Source organism: Dermacoccus sp. PAMC28757 (genome assembly GCF_014302635.1).
Taxonomy (GTDB): Bacteria; Actinomycetota; Actinomycetes; order Actinomycetales; family Dermatophilaceae; genus Dermacoccus; species Dermacoccus abyssi.
Map to the genome: position 1 here is coordinate 2,233,454 of NZ_CP060292.1, position 18,760 is coordinate 2,252,213.

The 18,760-nt window shown below is 68.0% G+C and carries 17 protein-coding genes and 1 pseudogene; 9 read left to right on the forward strand and 9 right to left on the reverse strand.

Annotated elements, in window-relative coordinates:
• Positions 1–11 precede the first annotated feature (11 nt).
• The 5 genes from H7F30_RS10630 to H7F30_RS10650 all read right to left on the reverse strand — a co-directional run bounded on the left by H7F30_RS10630 (position 12) and on the right by H7F30_RS10650 (position 5,977).
• Positions 12–2,195 carry a heavy metal translocating P-type ATPase gene (locus H7F30_RS10630; RefSeq protein ID WP_187035009.1) on the reverse strand — a complete coding sequence of 728 codons (2,184 nt, stop codon included), beginning with the start codon at positions 2,193–2,195 and terminating at the stop codon, positions 12–14.
• Between the two features lie 90 nt (positions 2,196–2,285).
• Entirely contained in the window at positions 2,286–2,882 is a 597-nt protein-coding gene (locus H7F30_RS10635; RefSeq protein WP_047312809.1) for a YdhK family protein, read from the reverse strand.
• Positions 2,883–3,030: 148 nt separating this feature from the next.
• Entirely contained in the window at positions 3,031–3,372 is a 342-nt protein-coding gene (locus H7F30_RS10640) for a hypothetical protein (RefSeq protein ID WP_187035011.1), read from the reverse strand.
• Between the two features lie 49 nt (positions 3,373–3,421).
• Positions 3,422–5,692 (reverse strand): cation-translocating P-type ATPase, encoded by a 2,271-nt coding sequence (locus H7F30_RS10645; protein WP_187035012.1) that lies wholly within the window; start codon positions 5,690–5,692, stop codon positions 3,422–3,424.
• 75 nt (positions 5,693–5,767) lie between these two features.
• Positions 5,768–5,977 (reverse strand): heavy-metal-associated domain-containing protein, encoded by a 210-nt coding sequence (locus H7F30_RS10650; RefSeq protein ID WP_047312812.1) that lies wholly within the window; start codon positions 5,975–5,977, stop codon positions 5,768–5,770.
• Between the two features lie 148 nt (positions 5,978–6,125).
• On the opposite strand from H7F30_RS10650, the gene H7F30_RS10655 reads away from it, so the two are divergent.
• The 4 genes and pseudogenes from H7F30_RS10655 (at position 6,126) to H7F30_RS10670 (ending at position 10,456) form a co-directional block, all read left to right on the forward strand.
• Positions 6,126–6,563, forward strand: coding sequence for a DUF6153 family protein (locus H7F30_RS10655; protein ID WP_047312813.1), 438 nt, complete (start codon positions 6,126–6,128; stop codon positions 6,561–6,563).
• Between the two features lie 206 nt (positions 6,564–6,769).
• A complete protein-coding gene (locus tag H7F30_RS10660; protein WP_047312814.1) occupies positions 6,770–8,293 on the forward strand; it encodes a multicopper oxidase family protein in 1,524 nt (507 codons plus the stop codon).
• A 211-nt stretch (positions 8,294–8,504) separates the two neighbouring features.
• Positions 8,505–8,933, forward strand: a pseudogene (locus tag H7F30_RS10665) (TrmH family RNA methyltransferase); the annotation flags it as partial.
• A gap of 476 nt (positions 8,934–9,409) precedes the next feature.
• Positions 9,410–10,456 carry an IS30 family transposase gene (locus H7F30_RS10670; protein WP_255465017.1) on the forward strand — a complete coding sequence of 349 codons (1,047 nt, stop codon included), beginning with the start codon at positions 9,410–9,412 and terminating at the stop codon, positions 10,454–10,456.
• A gap of 67 nt (positions 10,457–10,523) precedes the next feature.
• On the opposite strand, the gene H7F30_RS10675 is transcribed toward H7F30_RS10670, so the two are convergent.
• From H7F30_RS10675 to H7F30_RS10685, 3 genes are read right to left on the reverse strand one after another with little or no spacing between them, the layout of a single operon-like run.
• Positions 10,524–11,063, reverse strand: coding sequence for a YbhB/YbcL family Raf kinase inhibitor-like protein (locus H7F30_RS10675; protein WP_187035016.1), 540 nt, complete (start codon positions 11,061–11,063; stop codon positions 10,524–10,526).
• 32 nt (positions 11,064–11,095) lie between these two features.
• Complete coding sequence (locus H7F30_RS10680) at positions 11,096–11,488, reverse strand: DUF3037 domain-containing protein (RefSeq protein WP_187035018.1); 393 nt, start codon at positions 11,486–11,488, stop codon at positions 11,096–11,098.
• Complete coding sequence (locus H7F30_RS10685) at positions 11,485–12,261, reverse strand: HipA family kinase (protein WP_129663518.1); 777 nt, start codon at positions 12,259–12,261, stop codon at positions 11,485–11,487. Before H7F30_RS10685 ends, H7F30_RS10680 begins: the two co-directional genes overlap by 4 nt.
• A gap of 34 nt (positions 12,262–12,295) precedes the next feature.
• On the opposite strand from H7F30_RS10685, the gene H7F30_RS10690 reads away from it, so the two are divergent.
• From H7F30_RS10690 to H7F30_RS10705, 4 genes are all read left to right on the forward strand, one after another.
• The gene (locus H7F30_RS10690; RefSeq protein ID WP_187035020.1) at positions 12,296–13,069 is read left to right on the forward strand and encodes a 1-acyl-sn-glycerol-3-phosphate acyltransferase; all 774 of its coding nucleotides are present in this window, start codon (positions 12,296–12,298) and stop codon (positions 13,067–13,069) included.
• Positions 13,070–13,146: 77 nt separating this feature from the next.
• Positions 13,147–15,243: an ATP-dependent DNA helicase RecQ gene (locus tag H7F30_RS10695; RefSeq protein ID WP_187035022.1), complete on the forward strand. Its 2,097-nt coding sequence runs from the start codon at positions 13,147–13,149 to the stop codon at positions 15,241–15,243.
• A 53-nt stretch (positions 15,244–15,296) separates the two neighbouring features.
• On the forward strand, positions 15,297–16,343 hold the full coding sequence (locus H7F30_RS10700; RefSeq protein ID WP_187035025.1) for a glucose 1-dehydrogenase: 1,047 nt from the start codon (positions 15,297–15,299) through the stop codon (positions 16,341–16,343).
• Entirely contained in the window at positions 16,340–17,716 is a 1,377-nt protein-coding gene (locus tag H7F30_RS10705) for a DNA polymerase IV (protein WP_187035027.1), read from the forward strand. Before H7F30_RS10700 ends, H7F30_RS10705 begins: the two co-directional genes overlap by 4 nt.
• Before the next feature lie 43 nt (positions 17,717–17,759).
• Here the strand turns inward: H7F30_RS10705 and H7F30_RS10710 are convergent, their stop codons facing one another.
• A complete protein-coding gene (locus H7F30_RS10710; protein WP_187035029.1) occupies positions 17,760–18,128 on the reverse strand; it encodes a hypothetical protein in 369 nt (122 codons plus the stop codon).
• A 136-nt stretch (positions 18,129–18,264) separates the two neighbouring features.
• Here H7F30_RS10710 and H7F30_RS10715 point away from each other — a divergent pair, with 136 nt between their 5' ends.
• Positions 18,265–18,717: an NfeD family protein gene (locus tag H7F30_RS10715; protein WP_047312822.1), complete on the forward strand. Its 453-nt coding sequence runs from the start codon at positions 18,265–18,267 to the stop codon at positions 18,715–18,717.
• The last annotated feature ends 43 nt before the right edge of the window (positions 18,718–18,760 follow it).

The window sequence follows — 18,760 nt, forward strand, 5'->3', positions numbered from 1 at the left end:
GGGCGTGGCCTTCACTTCTGGCGCTCCAGGACAGAGCGGGTGCTGGCTTCGGGGGTGAGGTCAATGCGGCGCAGCAGCTGGGCGTTGAGCGCGACGACGACGGTGGAGATCGACATCAGTATCGCGCCGACCGACATCGGCAAGACAAAGCCGATAGGTGCGAGCACGCCGGCCGCGATCGGTACAGAGAACAGGTTGTACCCGGCAGCCCACCACAGATTCTGCTTCATTTTACGGTATGCGGCACGGGAGAGCTGGATAACTGAGAGCACGCTGCGCGGGTCGGAGCTGGCGAGGATGACGCCCGCCGAGGCGATGGCGACGTCGGTGCCCGCGCCGATGGCGATGCCGACGTCGGCCTGCGCCAGCGCCGGGGCGTCGTTGACGCCGTCGCCGACCATGGCGACTTTCTTGCCTTCGTCCTGAAGCGCGGCGACCTTTGCGGACTTGTCTTCGGGGCGGACGCCGGCAAAGACACGGTCGATGCCGAGTTCGCGGCCCACCTCGTTCGCCACGGCCTCGGCATCGCCGGTGATCATGACGACCTCAACGCCGAGCTCATGGAGGGCGTCGACGGCGTCGCGGGACTCGGGCCGGACCTCGTCGGCGAGCTTGAGGCCGCCGATCACTTGGCCGTCGCGGAGGACGTGCAGGATGATCGCGCCCTCGGCCCGCCACGCGTCGGCCGCGTCGATCTCGTCCTGCCCGGTCTCCTCGAGCAGACGAGGTCCGCCGACGCGGATCTCCTGGCCGGCCACAGTCGCGGTGACGCCGACCGCCGGGGAGGAGGTGAATCCACTGGCCGCCTCGATAGCGAGGCTCTTCTCCTTGGCGGCAGCGACGATGGCCTGGGCGAGCGGGTGCTCGCTGTCGGCCTCGGCCGCGGCGGCCAGGGCGAGGACCTGGTCGGCATCCAGCGCACCGGTCGGCTCGACGCCGGTGACGGTGGGCTCGCCCTTGGTCAGAGTGCCGGTCTTGTCGAAGAGCACCGCGTCGACCTGACGCATCGACTCCAGGGAGAGGCGGTCCTTGACCAGGACGCCGCCACGGGCGGCGCGCTCGGTGGCGATGGACACGACCAGCGGGATCGCCAGACCCAGCGCGTGGGGGCACGCGATGACGAGCACGGTGATGGTGCGAATGACCGCGTCGTCGGGCAGCCCGAACAGCGTCCAAACGACTGCGGTGATCAGGGCCGCACCGAGGGCGAACCAGAACAGCAGGGCGGCAGCGCGGTCGGCAATGCGCTGGGCGCGGGAGGAGGAGCCCTGCGCCTCGGCCACGAGCCGGTTGATGCCGGCCAGGGCGGTGTCGTCGCCGGTGGCGCTGATCTCCACGCGCAGGCCGGAGTCGGTGGCCACGGTGCCAGCAGTGACGTTCTCGCCTTCGCCGCGGGCGACGGGGCGTGATTCGCCGGTGATCATGGACTCGTCCATATCGGCGCGGCCGTCGACGATGGTGCCGTCGGCGGGGACGCTGCCGCCGGGGCGGACGATGACGAGGTCACCGACGCGGAGGTCGGCGGGGTCGACCTTGACCACGTCGTCGCCCTCGACGCGCTCGGCCTCGTCAGGCAGCAGCGCGGCCAGGGAGTCCAGCGCCGAGGTCGTCTGGGCCAGGGAACGCATCTCGATCCAGTGGCCTAGCAGCATGATGACGATCAGCAGCGCCAGCTCCCACCAGAACTCGAGCTCGTGGTGGACGAGCCCGAGAGTGGCGGCCCAGGAGGCGAGGAACGCTACGGTGATGCCGAGCGCGATGAGCAGCATCATCCCCGGCTGGCGGCTCTTCAGCTCGCTGATCGCACCGGTGAGGAACGGGGTGCCGCCCCAGGCGTACATGACGGTGCCGAGGACTGCGGCGACCCAGCCCGCCCAACCGGGCACCGAGTAGCCCAGGAGCATGGCAAACATCGGGGAGAACGCGACCACCGGGACGGCGATGACGAGGTTGATCCAGAACAGTCGACGGAACTGGCCCACGTGGTCACCGTGGCCGGCATGACCGCCGTGGCCGCCGTGCGCTGCGTGGTCGTCGTGCTGGCCGTGGCCCTCGTGCTCGCCGTGGCCCTCGTGCTCGCCGTGGCCCTCGTGCTCGCCGTGGCCCTCGTGCTCGCCGTGCGCGCCGTCCCCGTGGCCGAGCTCGGTGGTCGCGACGGCGTCGTGGTGATGTTGGTGCGCGTTCGGGTCCGTCATTGCTCTTCGCTTCCCCTCGTTCTTCCCCGGTCTTTCCTTCGATCGGGTCGTGTCTCGCCGCGGACCTTGAATGGGCCCGGGGCGACCGGCTCAGGAGGCCGGCTTGATCTCGCTCTCGACGACCCACTTGTGGTTGGTCATCGTCATGCCGTCGGACTCGTAGTCGACCATGTAGACGGTCTCGTCGGTGGAGGAGGCGATGGTCGCCTTCGCGCCCTTCATGCCCTCCATGTGCTCGGCCTCCAGGGTGACTTCGGTGCCGTCGGCGATTCGCTGGTCGCCGGCGTCCTCGATCTCCTCCTGCACGACCCACTTGTGATCCTTGACCGGATCCCCGCCGGTGGTGGGCGTGAAGTTCACCGCGTAGGTATACGTGTCAAAAGCGCCGGCGATGGTGGCCGGTGCGCCGTCCATTCCCTCCATGTGGTCGGCGGTGAGCGTCACCTCGGTGCCGACCGGGTACTTCGGCGACGCAGCCTTCTCGATGCCCTCGGGGGCGGGGCCGCCGTCCATCGGATGCTCCATCCCGCCGCTGTCAGAACTGCCGCCACTGCTCCCGTGGCCCTCGTGCTGACTGGTCGACGAGGGGGTCGCTTGGTCCTGATCCCCTCCGGTGCTGCAGCCGGAGAGCACGAGTGCTCCGCCGAGCACTCCCGCGGCGACGGTGGTCATGAGGCGCTTACGCATAAAATCTCCTATTCATTCTGGCCCGATCAACATTATACCCCTCTGGGGTATGGGTCAAATGTCGATCGGTGGGCGTGGAATCGCTCAGCTATGCTTTAGTCGCCCCGGGGCGGCAGCAGTGATGCTGCAGCCCCGGGGCGTCGAAGGATCAGGCCATGTTGGCGGCGTACTTGGCTGGGTCGGAGTCGAAGGTCGGTCCGCAGCCTGGGCAGCAGAGCCAGTAGCGTTGCCCGTCGAAGTCGCGGAAGAGGTCCTTTTCTTCGGCGTCCTGTTTGTTGACCGGATTGCCGACCATGACGGGGCAGGTGGTCACGTCGTCGCTTCCTTCGACGAGGAGGTTTTCGCGATGGCCGGAATCGGCGGCGTGGTTCTCTGCGCCGGTCGTGCCGCAGCAGCTGGAACCGTCGCTGACAGGTTCCTCGGCTGCGGATGTCTCGGTTGCAGGGGAGGTGCTGCAGCAGCTGGTGAATGCCTGGTCTTCGTTGCTCATTCTCGGTGAATGCCTTTCGTGTATTCGGATGATGGTCGATTCTGCGGCGTCACTGCCTGGCAACGCTGCGGAACCCGTGCAGGCGGAGGCTGTTGCCGACGACGAAGACGGACGAGAACGCCATCGCCGCGCCTGCGAGCATGGGGTTGAGCATGCCCAGCGCCGCGACCGGAATGGCCGCGACGTTGTAGGCAAACGCCCAGAACAGGTTGGTCTTGATCGTGCCGAGGGTCTTGCGGGAGAGTCGGATCGCGTCGACCGCGGCCCGCAGGTCCCCGCGCACGAGGGTGATGTCGGAGGCTTCGATGGCGACGTCAGTGCCGGTGCCCATCGCCAGGCCCAGGTCGGCCTGGGCCAGCGCCGGGGCGTCGTTGACGCCGTCGCCGACCATCGCGACGACCTTGCCCTCGTCCTGGAGTCCGGTGACGACGTCGACCTTGTCCTTGGGCAGGACCTCGGCGATGACCTTCTCGATGCCGACCTCGGCGGCGATCCGGCGAGCCACGGCCTCGTTGTCGCCAGTGAGCAAGACCGGGGTGAGGCCCATGTCCTTCAGGCCCTGGATCGCCTCGGCGCTGGTGGCCTTGACGGCGTCGGCGACAACGAAAATCCCGCGGGCCTGTCCGTCCCAGCCGACGGCGACGACGGTCTTGCCCTCGTCCTCGGCTGCGGCCTTAGTAGCAGCGACGTCGCCGGAGAGGTGCTGGGACCAGTCGGCCAGCAGGGACTCCCGGCCGACGAGCACGCCGCGGCCGTCGACGACGCCCTGGACGCCCTTGCCCTCGATGTTGGCGAAGTCCTCCGGGGAGGGCAGCTGGCCGATCTCCCCGACCGCGCCCTTGGCGATGGCCTGGGCGATCGGGTGCTCGGAGGCGTTCTCCAAAGCGCCGGCCAGGCGAAGCAGCTCGGTGCGGTCAGTGCCCGGCTCGGTGATTGCGTCGACCAGGGTCATCTTGCCGGTGGTGACGGTGCCGGTCTTGTCGAGGACGACGGTGTCGACCTTGCGTGTGGATTCGAGGACTTCGGGGCCCTTGATGAGGACGCCCATCTGCGCGCCGCGGCCTGTCCCGACCAGCAGTGCTGTCGGGGTGGCCAGGCCGAGGGCGCAGGGGCAGGCGATGACGAGGACCGCGACCGCTGCGGTGAAGGCGGCGGAGACGCCGGGTCCGAAGATCAGCCACGCGCCGAGCGTGCCGAGGGCGATGACGATGACGATCGGCACGAAGATGCCCGAGATCCGGTCGGCCAGGCGCTGGACGGCGGCCTTGCCGGACTGGGCGTCCTCCACCAGTTTGGCCATCTGCGCCAGCTGGGTGTCCGAACCGACCCGTGTCGCCCGGACAACAAGACGCCCGCCAGCGTTGACCGTGGCCCCAGTCACCGCGTCGCCTGCGACGACCTCGACGGGAACGGACTCGCCGGTGAGCATGGAGGCGTCCACGGCCGAGGTGCCGGAGACGACGGTACCGTCGGTGGCGATCTTCTCGCCGGGACGGACGGCGAACTCGTCGCCGACGGCCAACTCTCCGGTCGGGATCTTGGTCTCGACGCCGTCACGCAGGACGGCGACCTCTTTCGCCCCGAGGTCGAGCAGGGCGCGCAGCGCGGCACCGGCCTGTCGCTTGGAGCGCTTCTCGAAGTAGCGTCCGGCGAGGATGAACATCGTCACACCCGCGGCAGCCTCGAGGTAGATGTTGCCCGCGCCGTCAGACGGCGCGATGGTGAACTCGAAGGGATGCGTCGTCCCCGGCATGCCGGCATGGCCGAGGAACAATGCATAGAGCGACCACAGGAACGCCGCGCTCGTGCCCATCGAGACGAGCGTGTCCATCGTGGCTGTGCCGTGCTTGAGGTTGGTCCATGCGGCCTTGTGGAACGGCCAGCCCGCCCAGACGATTACCGGCGCGGCCAGAGCCAGCGAGGCCCACTGCCAGTAGGTGAACTGCAGGACCGGAATCATGGCCATCGCGATTACCGGCACGGTGAGCACGATCGACCCGATCAGCCTCTGCTTGAGCGAGGTCAGTTCGGGGTCATCGGCTGGGTCCTGATCGTTGCCTTCGGAGTCCGTCGTCGCGGCTTCGGGCCGGGGCAATGCCGCGGTGTAGCCGGTCTTCTCGACCTCGGCGACCAGAAGAGCCGGGTCATAGCCGGCGGGCACGGTGACCTTGGCCTTTTCGGTGGCGTAGTTGACGCTCGCGGTGACGCCGTCAAGCTTGTTCAGCTTGCGCTCGATCCTGTTCGCGCAGGAGGCGCAGGTCATCCCTCCGACTTCCAGCTCGATGCCCGAGTCCGCGCTCAGTGGCGCTGGTGCGCTCATGCTGTTTCCTTCTCTCTGCTCTGCCGCGACCGTGCAGTGCAGTGCAGTGGGCCGCGAGGCTGGCCGGGGCCTTCATCAGGCGCGCACGGCCGAATAGCCGGCCTCTTCGACGGCGGCCAGGACCTGTGCGTCGTCGATCTCGCCGGAGGTGGTGATCACGAGCCTTCCCGTCTGGGCGCTGACCTCGATGGCGGTGACACCGGCGATCTCGCCGACCTCCTCGCGGACTGATGCCTCGCAGTGCCCGCAGGTCATGCCCGTCACTTGGTACTCGTTTGCAGTCATCGGATAGCCTCCTCTACTTGGATACCCCCGGTGGGTACTCTTTTGAGAACCTTATACCCGCACAGGGTATTCCCGCAAGGTCGGCCGGGATCGCTTCTGAACGGACCCGTCGTTTCGAAGTGATACGCCACCGGGGTATGCTGTGGCTGTGAAGTGCGCGACTCCTGAACCCTGCCGCGGCCGGCAATGGCTGCAGCTGGTCGTTCTTACGGTGCTGCTGATCACGGGTCTTCTCGGCATGCACGCGCTGGTCGGCGGCCCGGCAGCGGCGACGGCCTCGATGGCGTCGCCGGCTCACGCATCCCCGTCCTCGCCCGGCATGACGGGCATGTCGCCTACCGCCTCCATGTCGGCCGCGGCCGGAGCGCAGGGCCTGGTGCACGGCTCCGGCGGCTGCGCAGACGCCATGAACAGCGGCGACTCTACCTGTGTCTCCGCGCCCACGGCCGAGAGTATTCCGGCCCTTCCCGTTCCTTCCGTCGCGGATGTCCTCACGCCCGTCTCTGCGCCCCTGCCGACGCCGCTATCGGAGACGCCTCGCAGGTTTGCGCTGACGCATCTGGAACTGTCGATCTACCGAACGTGAGCAGACGGGAGCGCCGATGCTGCGCTCCTCAGTCAGCCACCTCGGCGGGTCCACTACCCTGCCGTGCCTGCCACGACACCGTGTCCCACAACGATGGCCCCCCTTCTGGGCTCATGCTGACCTGCGCCTCCGACCATCCGTGATCGTCGAGCGCGCAAGCGCGATGCCGTGGCTCCGCTCACTACCGACACACAAGGACATCACCCATGCATTCCACCCTGAACCGTCGACAGTTCCTGTCCGTCGGCGCACTGACCCTCACCGCCGCCGGCCTCGCCGGATGCAGCACCACTGCCACCAAAACAACCTCATTCGTGAGACCCAGCAGCACCGCGGTCACCGCCGCGGAGGCGAAGCGCCGCAGCACCGGTGCTGTCGTGCACCGCGCGCTGACCGCCGAGCCGGTCACCCTCGACCTCGGCGGGAAGACCGCGAAGACCTGGGCCTACCGGGGAGCCTCGGCGACCCAGCCGCTGCGCGGCAACGTCGGCGACACCCTGAAGGTCGCCTTCACCAACGATCTCCCTGATCCAACCAGCGTCCACTGGCACGGGCTGGCGCTGCGCAACGACATGGACGGCGTGCCGAGTCTCACCCAGGATGCCGTGAAGCCCGGCGGGTCGTTTGATTACGAGTTCACACTGCCCGAATCAGGCACATTCTGGTTCCATCCCCACGTCGGCACGCAGCAAGACCGTGGTCTGTACGCGCCGCTGATCATCGATGACCCGAACGAGAAGGGCGACTACGACAAGGAATGGGTCATCGTCGTCGACGACTGGCTCGACGGCATCACCGCAACACCGGACGAGGTGATGAAGGAGCTCGGCCAGGGAATGATGGACCACGATAGTGGGGGACACGGTGACATGGACATGGGCCCGATGCGAATGGGCAACACCCTCATGGGCGCGACCTCGCCTCTGCTCGGCGGCGACGCAGGCGACGTCTACTACCCCCTCTACTTGATCAACGGCAAGCCCGCCAACGACCCGCAAACCTTTGCCGCCAAGCCTGGAGAGCGGATCAGGCTGAGGATCATCAATGCTGGCGGCGACACCGCCTTCCGCTTCGGCGTCACCGAGCACGAGATGACGATCACGCACTCCGACGGATTCCCCGTCAAACCCCTCAAGGCAGAGAGCCTCGTTCTTGGAATGGGGGAGCGCTACGACGCAGTCGTCACTGCCGGCGACGGCGCATTCGCAGTCATCGCCGAAGCCCTTGGGAAGCAGAACCAGGCCCTTGCTATTCTGCGCACTGGGTCGGGAAGCGCGCCCGCGATGGACGTGAAGCTGCCCCAGCAGAAGACCCCCGCCACCGCGGACAGCCTCAAAGCAACCAGTTCAGTCGCTCTGCCGAACCGCGCTGTCGACCGCACCCTCTCACTTGAGCTGACCGGTGGCATGGAGAAGTATGACTGGGCGATCAATGGCAAGCGCATGAACATGGACAAGCCGATGCGCGACGCCCTCGGTATCGTCGAAGGGGAGCGGGTCGCCCTCGAGTTCAAGAACTCGACTGAGATGTGGCACCCGATGCATCTGCACGGACACACCTACCAGCATTCCGGGGGAGGGCCGCGCAAGGACACCTCGATCGTTGTTCCCGGCACAACGTTGCGGGTCGAGTTCGATGCCGACAATCCCGGACGGTGGCTCTCGCACTGCCACAACGTCTACCACGGGGAAGCCGGTATGATGACGACGATCGCCTACCAGGTGAACTGAAGCATCGGGGCCGCGCGCCTTACCGGCGCGGCGCAGGTCATCGCTGCTCCTCCCGGCCTGGGCAGAGAAGATCTCCGAAGTGCGCTTCGAGGTTGGTTCGGGAGCGAGCAGCCTGCGACGATAGTGGTATGCAAGGTGAACAAGTCGTCAAAATTCGCACGTCATATCGGTCCCTCCGAATAGCGAGCCCTCCTCCGTCGGCAGAGCGCGTGTTTTAGAACACCCGACCAATGTCGGTGCCATCTTCCGTTCCGCTGCGGCACTCGGCGTCGATGCCGTGCTAGTGACGCCCCGGTGCGCCGACCCGCTCTACCGGCGCTCGATCCGCGTCTCAATGGGCACGGTGTTCCAGGTGCCGTGGACCCGCATCGAACCGTGGCCGGGCGGCATGGACGCGTTGCGCGAGCAGGGTTGGGCCTTCGCCGCGATGGCTCTCGGCGACGACTCGGTAACGCTCGACGAGTTGGCGGCCCGCGCGCCGGAGCGGCTGGCCCTCGTCATGGGTACGGAGGGCGACGGCCTCGGCAAACGAACGGTGGCCGGCTGCGACCTCACGGTGCGGATTCCCATGGCCGGCGGCGTCGACTCGCTCAACGTCGCCGCGGCGTCCGCCGTCGCCATGTACACGTTGCGCGCCTGACGTCGAACCCGCGCCGCACCACGGCCCCCCGGCCCAGCACTTCACTGGACAGCATCGACGACGCCCCACTCGAGCTTGGCGGGTTCTAGTAGTCCTCGCAACACCCAGACTTTTTGGGAGTTGCGAGGACTGTGTCGGTTGACGGGGTGAAGGCAGCGTTCTTGGCTGCGATGGATGCCCATGATGGGAACGTGTCGGCTGCTGCTCGCGCGGTCGGTGCGAATCGGAACTCGGCGTACGCGTGGGCGCGCCAAGCGGGCCTTCGCGGGCGTGGGAAAACCGGGGCCGGTCCGCACCCGCGCCGTGGTGAGTACGACTTGTTGCGTGCTCGTGGAGTCTCGCGCCGGGAGGCTGCCGCCCTGGTCGGCGTGCATGCGCGCACAGCTCATGACTGGGATCGGGGGATTCGTCAGATCGGTCATAGCCGCCTGCACTCCGATGGGCGCCTGGTCGACTATCGCACTGGTACGACGACGATGGTCGGCATGGACACCTTGACGCCGACGTTGGCGGCGTTATCACGGCCCCTACACCCGCGATACGTGACGCTCGAAGAGCGGGAGAAGATCGCGGACATGCGCCGGGAGGGAGCATCATTGCGCACGATCGGGCGCGCACTGGGACGGCCTGCGTCCACGATCAAACGTGAGATCGACACCTACACCGATGAGGCGGGCCGCTATCGCCCGTATGCCGCGCACCGGGCGTGGACGCAGTCGCGGGCCCGTGCGAAGGAAGCGAAACTCGCCCAGCCGGGCCGGCTGCGTGACTACGTGATCGCGAAGTTGGGTGTGAAGTGGTCGCCCGAGCAGATCCACAATGTCTTGATCAAGGAATTTCCTGACGATGAGGACATGCGGGTGAGCACCGAGACGATCTACCAAGCGATCTACGTGCAAGCCCGCGGCGGATTGAAGCGTGAAGTCACAGCGGCGTTGCGCACGGGCCGCGCCCGCCGCCGCCCGCACCGCAGCCCGGATCAGCGCGCGAGCCGGTTCGTTGATCCGATGGTCATGATCGGCGACCGGCCACCCGAGGTCGCTGATCGTGCGGTGCCCGGGCATTGGGAGGGCGACTTGATCATCGGAAAGGATGGCGCGTCAGCGATCGCGACACTGGTGGAGCGTCACACCCGGTATGTGATGCTCGCTCATTTACCTGGTGGCGCGCATGACGCGTTGACCGTCAGGGACGCGCTCATCGCGACGATCGGTGGGTTGCCACAGCATTTGCGGGCGTCGTTGACGTGGGATCAGGGCGCGGAGATGGCGTTGCACAAGCAGTTCAGCATCGCGACCGGCACCAACGTGTACTTCTGTGACCTGCATTCACCGTGGCAACGCGGCAGCAACGAGAACACGAACGGATTGCTGCGTCTGTACTTCCCAAAGGGCACTGACCTGAGCGTGCACGGGCCCGCCGAACTGGAACTCGTCGCTGCCGAGCTCAACGGGCGCCCACGCAAAACGCTCAACTGGGACAACCCAGCCGAGCGCCTGCGTGATCTACTTCAAACCACGTGATCAATCAGGTGTTGCGAGGACCACGAGAATCAGCCCAAGCTCGAGTGGGGCGTCGTTGTGAGCCGGATCAGTGACCGTAGGTGGCCGTGATCGTTGCGCGCGCCGCGGTCTGGAAGACCGCGTTGAAGCTGAGGACCGCGGGGGTGACGCTGTCGTCGATGGCGAGCGGGTCGCCCTCGATGGCGTGCACCGCGAAGATGTAGCGGTGGGGACGATCGCCCTCGGGCGGAGCGGCGCCGGCGTAGCCGCGCGAACCCGTGTCGTTCGTCAGCTGGAAAACACCTTCGGGCAGGTTCGTGCCGTCACCGGCGCCTTCGGGCAGTTCAGTGACGTCGGCGGGGATACCGGCCACGGCCCAGTGCCAGAAGCCGGACGGTGTGGGGGCGTCGGGGTCGAAGCACGTGACGACGTAGGAGGTCGTCGACTCCGGAGCGCCGCTCCAGCTCAGCTGAGGGGAGCGGTTGCCACCGGTGAAGCCCCAGTCGTCGAAGACGTGCGCGTCGGCGAGCGTGTCGCCGTCGGCGAAGTTCTCGCTCGTCACGGTGAACGACGGAACCTCGGGCAGGAGGGAGTAGGGGTCGGGTGCGACGGGTCGTTCGAGAGTCATGTTTCGACCCTATGCCGCGACCTCGGGCGTTGTCAGCCGCCCGACGGGGTGACGAGGCGCGACACAAGCCGATCGAGGGTGAGTGCCGGATCGTCGGTGACGCCGCCGTGCAGGGGGCCGGGCTGAAGGATCGTCGAACGAGGGGCGGTGATCCATCCGAAACGCTGCCCCAACTTCGGCATCGCCGGTCGGCCGGCGCAGGCCTCGCCACGCACAGCGGCACACATACGCTCGAGCGCGGCTTCGACATCAGCCGGGTCGAGGTGCGGTGCGAAAGCTTCGAGGCGCTGCGGCGCGAGATCGAAGCGGGCGTCGAGGAAATCGGCCATCTGCGCATAGACGACGACGCCGACGTTGAGGAACTCCTCGCGCTCGATCGACGGCACGAGACGCAGGAGGACGTACTGGTAGCCAATGCCGCTCATCGCGCACCCTCCGCGTGGGCGGGCGACCAGGCCTGCGGTGAGGCCAGCCGCGCGAGAAGGTTCTCGACGTAGGCCCCGCGGACGTCGGTCGGCGTCGGCATGGCATCGGTGGCTTCGAGCCACTCGTCCGGTACGAGGCCGAGGATGCGCTCGAGGAGCTGTGCATCGACCTGGGCGCTGAGCCGTTCGTGCGTCGCGGCGGCTTCGGTGGCCACGCCCCACATGATGTGCGAGGTGGCCTCGAAGCGTTGCGCGGCGAACCGCTCTGGGTTGGAGCCCTTCGACGGCCACGAGTAGTGGAAGTAGAGCGCTGCGCCGTGATCGATGCACCACGTGTTGCCGTGCCAGCGCACGAGATTCGGGTTGTGCGGCGTGCGGTCGATGTTCGCCGTGAACGCATCGAGCCAGAGGATGGTGGCGGCTTCGTCGGCGGGCGGCGGCTGCGAACCGTCGTAGGCGAACGCGCCGGGCAGCAGGTCCACCCCGAGGTTGAGCCCGAGGCTTGCCGTGAGCAGGTCCTGTACCTCCTCGTCCGCCTCGTACTTCGCGATGGGTTCGGGGAGCTCGACGAGCTTCAGCGCAGGAACCCGCAGGCCGAGGGTTCGTGCGAGTTCACCGACGACCACCTCGGCGACGAGAACCTTGAGCCCCTGACCGGCTCCGCGCAACTTGACGACCCACGTGCCGTCGTCACTTCCCTCGACGACGCCGGGCAGCGAACCGCCCTCCTTGAGGGGGACGACGTACCGCGTCGCGGTGATGGTCTCGAGCACCGCAACAGGGTAGCCGGGCCACTAGGCTGGCCGCATGGAACCGGTCTACACCTCCGTCATCGGCCTGGCCCGCACGCTCTTCGCCGGCCAGGGCTTGAAGTTCACCCTCCTCGGTGAGGACAACGTGCCGCGCACCGGCGGCGCCGTCGTCATGATGAACCACCTGTCGTACATGGACTTCACGTACGCCGGCTTCCCCGCGCGCAAGCACAAGCGCCTCATCCGCTTCATGGCGAAGAAGGAGGTCTTCGACAACAAGATCTCCGGTCCGCTCATGCGCGCCATGAAGCACATCGCCGTCGAGCGCGGCAACGGTGCCGCGAGCTACCGCCAGGCCGTCGACGCTCTCAAGGCAGGCGAGATCGTCGGCATCTTCCCGGAGGAGACGATCTCGCGCTCCTTCGAACTGAAGTCCTTCAAGTCCGGTGGCGTCCGCATGGCCAAGGAGGCCGGCGTTCCGATCCTTCCCATGATCATCTGGGGCTCTCAGCGCGTGTGGACCAAGGGCAAGCCCAAGCGCATGGGCCGCACGAACACGCCCATCACGGTCGCCGTCGGTGAGCCGATGCACTACGACGAGGCGCTCAGCCCCGAGGAGAACACCGAGCGTGTCAAGGGCGTCATGAAGACCATGCTCGACGAGATCCGCGCCGCCTACCCGAAGCTCAGCGGCAGCGACCTCGAGTTCCTACCGGCCTCCATGGGCGGAACCGCCCCGACGCTCGAGGAGGCCGAGGCCGAGGACGCCCGCGTCGCCGCCGAGCGTCGCCGCAAGTACGTCGAGAAGCAGCACGAGAAGCGCGACTGATCTCTGGCAGGTTCGGAGCGAGGCGCCGACAGCCCCGGATTTCCGGGGTTGTCAGCGCCTCGTCCTAGGGTGAGGACATGTCGATCGACCACGTCGCCACTCGCGTCCTCGAAGCGCTCGCCGGTCCTGGGGCCACCCTCCGCGACGATCAGCGCACCGCGGTCGAAGCGCTGTCCCGTCCGGGTGCCCGCGTCGTCGTCGTGCAGGCCACCGGCTGGGGCAAGTCTGCCGTCTACTGGGTCGCCACGGCAGCCTCCCGCGAACGAGGTGACGGTCCCACCCTCGTCGTCTCGCCACTGCTCAGCCTCATGCGCGACCAGGTCGCCGCCGCCTCCCGTGCCGGCCTGCGCGCCGCGGCCATCCACTCGGGCAACCTCGACTCGTGGAGCGAGATCGAGGCAGCCGTGGCCGCCGACGAGCTCGACGTTCTCCTCGTCTCACCCGAACGCCTCGCGAACCCGACCTTCGGCAAACGTGTCATGAGCGGCCTCGCCGGGCGCCTCGGTCTCCTCGTCATCGACGAAGCCCACGCAGTCTCCGACTGGGGCCACGACTTCCGGCCCGACTACCGCCGCGTCGCCGACGTCCTGCGCGAACTGAACCCCCGCACGCCCGTGCTCGCCACCACGGCCACCGCAAACGAGCGTGTCACCGAGGACCTGGCGGCCCAGCTGGGGGAGTCGGCCCTCGTGCTACGCGGTCCGCTGGCCCGATCGTCCCTCCACCTCGCGGTGCTCCCGGAGATGACGGCGCTCCAGCGCTACGCGTGGGTCGTCGATCACCTCGCGTCACTGCCGGGCAGCGGCATCGTCTACACCCTCACCGTCGCGGACGCCGAGCGCCTGACGGCCGCCATCAAGGCGGCCCACGGCGATTCCCTTCCCGTCGAGGCCTACACAGGTCAGCTGGAAGCCGGTGAACGCGAGCACCTCGAGGACGCTCTGCGGCGCAACGAGGTCAAGGCCCTCGTGGCCACGTCGGCCCTCGGGATGGGCTATGACAAGCCCGACCTCGGCTTCGTCGTCCACCTCGGCGCCCCGGCGTCGCCGGTCTCCTACTACCAGCACATCGGGCGAGCCGGGCGAGCCATCGAGCACGCCGTCGTCGCGCTTTTGCCAGCGGCCGGTGACGAACACATCTGGGACTACTTCGCCACGGCCACCATCCCGCGCAAGGACCAGGTCGAGTCCCTCCTCACCGCACTGCGTGCCTCCGACGGGCCGATGAGCGTTCCGGCCCTCGACGCCGAAACAGGCATCCGCCGTACCCGCGTCGAACTGCTGCTCAAACAACTCGCGGTCGACGGTGTGGTCGAGCGCAGCGCGGACGGCTGGAGCGCCACCGGCGTCCAGTGGACGTTCGACGAGGAGCACTACAAGGGCGTCATCGCCACGCGTGAGCGTGAGGCCGACATCATGCGCAGCTACATCGCAGGCCGCGAATGCCTCATGAAGCTGCTGCGTACGGCCCTCGACGACCCGGAGGCCGAGAACTGCGGCCGATGCTCCGTCTGCCTCGGGCGTCTGCCCGAACCGCTGAGCGCCGACGTCGACGCCGCCACGGTCGAGCGCATCGCCGCCGTGTTGCGCGCGGAGACCATCACGCTCGAACCCCGCAAGATGTGGCCAGGTGGCCCCTTCGGGGCCCGTGGGCGCATTCCGGCGGAACTGGGAGCAGATCCGGGGCGGGTCATCATTCACGCCGACGCTGCCGAGTGGGAGGACGAACGCCGCGAGGATGCCCGCGCCGGTGGAAGCGAGCCACCCTCGCAGGCGCTCCGGGACTCTACGGTGCGTGTCCTCGCGGCCTGGGCGTCCACCTGGCGCCGCCGCCCGAGCTGCGTCATCGCGCTTCCCACACGCACCGCATCGGCCGCCGTCGCCGCGGCGCGCGTCGAGGGCCTCGCCGAGCACCTGGGCGAGGTAGGCAATCTGCCCGTGGCGACGTGGAACGGCGTCCCGCCGGACACCCAGGGGCTCTCCGGAGCACAGGTTGCTGCGGCGTGGCGTGACGCCTTGGCCACGACGGGTTTCCCCGACGTGGCCGGCGCGAGCGTTCTCCTCGTCGTCGACACGACAAACACGACGTGGGAGCCCACCGTCGCCGCGGCGAGCCTGCGCGAAGCCGGTGCCGATGTCGTCCTTCCGCTCGTCATCCACCGCGCGGTCGGCTGACGTGGCGTGCGTCGAATCGCCGGTCGCCCGGCCTCGGTTCTAAGGTGACGTTCATGCGTGCACTCACCGTCGTACCCCTGAAGGCCGGCTCCCTCGCCGTCACCGACATGCCCGACCCGAACCGTGGTGACGACGAGCTCCTCGTCGAAGGCCTCGCGCTCGGCGTATGCGGCACCGATCACGAAATCTCCGAAGGCGCCTACGGCTGGGCCCCCGACGGTGCCGAGCGCCTCATCCTCGGCCACGAGTCCCTCGGGCGCGTTCTCGAAGCTCCCGAAGGCAGCGAGTTCGCACCGGGTGACCTCGTCGTCGGCATCGTGCGTATGCCCGACCCCCAGCCCTGCGTCGCGTGCGCCCACGACGAGTGGGACATGTGCCGCAACGGCGAGTACACCGAGCACGGCATCAAGCAGATCCACGGCTTCGGTTCGAGGCGCTGGAGCATTCCCGCCGAACACGCCGTGAAGCTCGCACCCAACCTCGAGAAGGTCGGTGTCCTTCTCGAACCGACCACCGTGGTCGCCAAGGCGTGGGAGCAGGTCGAGCGCATCGGCTCGCGCGCCTACTTCGACCCCAAGAAGGTGCTCGTCACCGGCGCCGGTCCCATCGGTCTCCTCGGCGCCCTCATCGGCGTTCAGAAGGGCCTCGAGGTCTACGTCCTCGACCGTGCCACCGAGGGCATCAAACCCGAACTCGTCGAAGCGCTCGGCGCGCACTACGTCACGGGCGATGCCGTCGAGCAGATGACGACCATCGCCCCCGACGTCGTCATCGAAGCCACCGGTGCCGTGCCCGTCATCTCGGCCGTGCTGGCCAACAACGTTCCGTACGGCATCGTCTGCCTCACCGGAATCTCGGCTCCGCACGAGTCCGAGGTCGACCTCGGGTTCATCAACCGTGACCTCGTGCTCGACAACGGCGTCGTCGTCGGCTCCGTCAACGCCAACCGTCGCCACTACGAAGAGGCCGCCGCAGTGCTCGACCGTGCGGACAACGCGTGGCTCGAGCGTCTCATCACGCGCCGGGTGCCGCTGGAGGACTTCGCGCAGGCCTTCGAGCGTCAGGACGGCGACGTCAAGGTGGTTCTCGACCTCACGTGAGAAGCGACCCCAGCATCCTGCACGTCGACCTCGACGCCTTCTTCGCGTCCGTCGAACAGCGGGACAAGCCCAGTCTGCGTGGGCGACCAGTCGTCGTCGGCGGCACCGGGATGCGTGGGGTCGTCTCGACGGCGTCGTACGAGGCCAGGGTTTACGGTGCCCGCAGCGCGATGAGCACGGCGGAGGCGCGTGCTATCTGCCCCGCCGGAACGGCGTTCCTCTCCCCGCGATTCGAGGCGTACCGCAAGTCGTCCCTCGTCGTCATGGATCTGCTGCGTGAGCTGTCGCCGCTCGTGGAGCAGGTCTCCATCGACGAGGCGTACGTCGATCTGCGGGGCGCCGACCTGGAGGATCTGGAGGTCGACACCGTCCGGAAAAGACTCGAGCGCCTCGATGCCGACATCCGGGAGGCGACCGGCGGCCTCACGGCCAGCGCCGGTGCCGCCACCTCGAAGATGCTCGCGAAGATCGGCTCGGATCTCGACAAGCCGAACGGCATCACGATCGTCGCGCCGGGGGAGGAGAAGAGCGTCCTCGAACCGATGAGTGTGCGGGCGATCAGCGGCGTCGGGCCGGCCACGGCGGCCCGGCTGCGCACGTTCGGGGTCGAGACGGTCGGCGACCTGCGGCGCATGACCGACACCGACCTCGTCAGCGTGTTCGGCGAACGGCACGGGCGCTCCCTCTTCGCGCTGGCGCGGGCCCGGGACGACCGCGAGCTCACGCTCTCGCGCGAGGCCAAGAGCATCTCGAACGAGGAGACCTTCGAACGTGACGTGCACGAGCGTCACGTCCTGCACCGCGAGATCGAGCGCATCGCCGAATCGGTCGGGGCGCGCGCCGAGAAGGCCGGTGTTTTCGGCCGAACCGTCCACCTGAAGGTGAGGCTTCCCGACTTCACGGCCCTGACGCGCAGCTTCACGACCGCCTCCCCGACGCGGGACGCCGACGTCATCGCGCGAACCGCCACACGCTTGCTCGACGGGCTCGATCTGCCTCAGGGTGTGCGTCTGCTCGGCGTTGGTCTCAGCGGGTTCGTGGCGCACGCCCAGACGGGACTGTTCGATCTCGAGACCGCGGCCGGCGACGAGACCGAGTACCCGGAGGTCTTCGCGCCGTCACCGCAGGACGAGCCCGCCCCCGGCAGTGACGCCATCGATCTCTCGACGCGCTTCAGCCCGTCGCCAGAGCGCCGCTGGCGTACCGGAATGGACGTCCACCACCCCGATCACGGCAACGGCTGGGTCTGGGGTTCCGGGCGCTCTCGCGTCACGGTTCGCTTCGAGGGGCCGACCACCCCGCCGGGACCGGTGCACACCTTCGCCGTGGACGACGAGGCCCTCTCACCAGCAGAAGCGCCGTGCTGGACGTAGATCACGTCTCAGCTCGGCGCTTCGCCGGTTGTTCTTCGGACTGTCAGTCGGCAGTCACGCCCAGGGCCGCCGCCAAAGCGGCCGGAGCCTTCGCTTCCTCCGCGCGCCCCTGCCGCTGCAGCGTTCGCGCGAGAAGCATGGCGGCGTAGCCGTTCGTCGGCTGATCGCTCATGACGGCACGAGCGGTGCTCTCGGCGAGATCCAGCCGGGCCGAGTGGTAGTAGGCGCGGGCGAGCAGTTCACGCACGTCACCGAGCCCGTGGCGGTGGTCGACCGGCTGGCCCAGGATCCATTCGAGCCGCTCGGCGGCATCGACGTAACGGCGGCGTTCGAAGTCACGCAGGGCACCCTCGTACTCGACGCGGGCGTCGGCGCGCACGGGGGTGAAGTCGCTCCACGGGTAATTCGTCATCGAAGGCCTCCTGACCGATTGGTCGATCTTCTGAGATGTAAGACAATCGTTAGGGTTTCCGCATTCCCGACCCCAGTCGGACCACGTACGGTGGGCCGCAAGCGCATTGACGGCCAACCCTTGGGAGCGGAACACGATGAACGGCAGTGCATGGCTGATGTGGCTCGGCGTCGCGCTCGCGATGGCGGCCGTGGAGGCCGTCACGGTGGACTTCGTGTTCATCATGCTCGCGATCGGCGCTCTCGCCGGCGCCCTGGCCTCCTTCCTCGGCGCAGGGTTCGTCCTCAGCGCGGTCGTCGCGGTCGCTGTCGCAGTGGGCCTCCTGTTCACGCTGCGCCCGGCCCTGCGCAAGCGTCTGCGCCCCAAGCGTGACAACAGGGACATCGGCCCGACGTCCGTCGTCGGCCTCACCGGCTACGTCGTCGAGCCCGTGTCCGACACGGCCGGCCTGGTCAAGGTCCACGGTGACCTGTGGACCGCGCGTACCGACGTTCGCACGACGCTGCCGCTCGGCTCGTCCGTTCAGGTCGTCGAACTGCAGGGCGCCACCCTGCTCGTCGACCCGGCCAGCCCCGGCGCCCACTACTGATCGCGCGCCACCACAGTCCGAAGCACACACACTGCCGGGCACC

Excerpts from the sequence above, each read along its gene's own strand:
- H7F30_RS10640 (WP_187035011.1), bottom strand. The coding sequence starts at position 3,372 with ATGAGCAACGAAGACCAGGCATTCACCAGCTGCTGCAGCACCTCCCCT.
- H7F30_RS10680 (WP_187035018.1), bottom strand. The coding sequence starts at position 11,488 with ATGAGCGGCATTGGCTACCAGTACGTCCTCCTGCGTCTCGTGCCGTCG.
- H7F30_RS10635 (WP_047312809.1), bottom strand. The coding sequence starts at position 2,882 with ATGCGTAAGCGCCTCATGACCACCGTCGCCGCGGGAGTGCTCGGCGGA.
- H7F30_RS10670 (WP_255465017.1), top strand. The coding sequence starts at position 9,410 with ATGGTCGGCATGGACACCTTGACGCCGACGTTGGCGGCGTTATCACGG.
- H7F30_RS10650 (WP_047312812.1), bottom strand. The coding sequence starts at position 5,977 with ATGACTGCAAACGAGTACCAAGTGACGGGCATGACCTGCGGGCACTGC.
- H7F30_RS10690 (WP_187035020.1), top strand. The coding sequence starts at position 12,296 with ATGGAACCGGTCTACACCTCCGTCATCGGCCTGGCCCGCACGCTCTTC.
- H7F30_RS10630 (WP_187035009.1), bottom strand. The coding sequence starts at position 2,195 with ATGACGGACCCGAACGCGCACCAACATCACCACGACGCCGTCGCGACC.
- H7F30_RS10700 (WP_187035025.1), top strand. The coding sequence starts at position 15,297 with ATGCGTGCACTCACCGTCGTACCCCTGAAGGCCGGCTCCCTCGCCGTC.
- H7F30_RS10695 (WP_187035022.1), top strand. The coding sequence starts at position 13,147 with ATGTCGATCGACCACGTCGCCACTCGCGTCCTCGAAGCGCTCGCCGGT.
- H7F30_RS10675 (WP_187035016.1), bottom strand. The coding sequence starts at position 11,063 with ATGACTCTCGAACGACCCGTCGCACCCGACCCCTACTCCCTCCTGCCC.
- H7F30_RS10660 (WP_047312814.1), top strand. The coding sequence starts at position 6,770 with ATGCATTCCACCCTGAACCGTCGACAGTTCCTGTCCGTCGGCGCACTG.
- H7F30_RS10710 (WP_187035029.1), bottom strand. The coding sequence starts at position 18,128 with ATGACGAATTACCCGTGGAGCGACTTCACCCCCGTGCGCGCCGACGCC.
- H7F30_RS10645 (WP_187035012.1), bottom strand. The coding sequence starts at position 5,692 with ATGAGCGCACCAGCGCCACTGAGCGCGGACTCGGGCATCGAGCTGGAA.
- H7F30_RS10715 (WP_047312822.1), top strand. The coding sequence starts at position 18,265 with ATGAACGGCAGTGCATGGCTGATGTGGCTCGGCGTCGCGCTCGCGATG.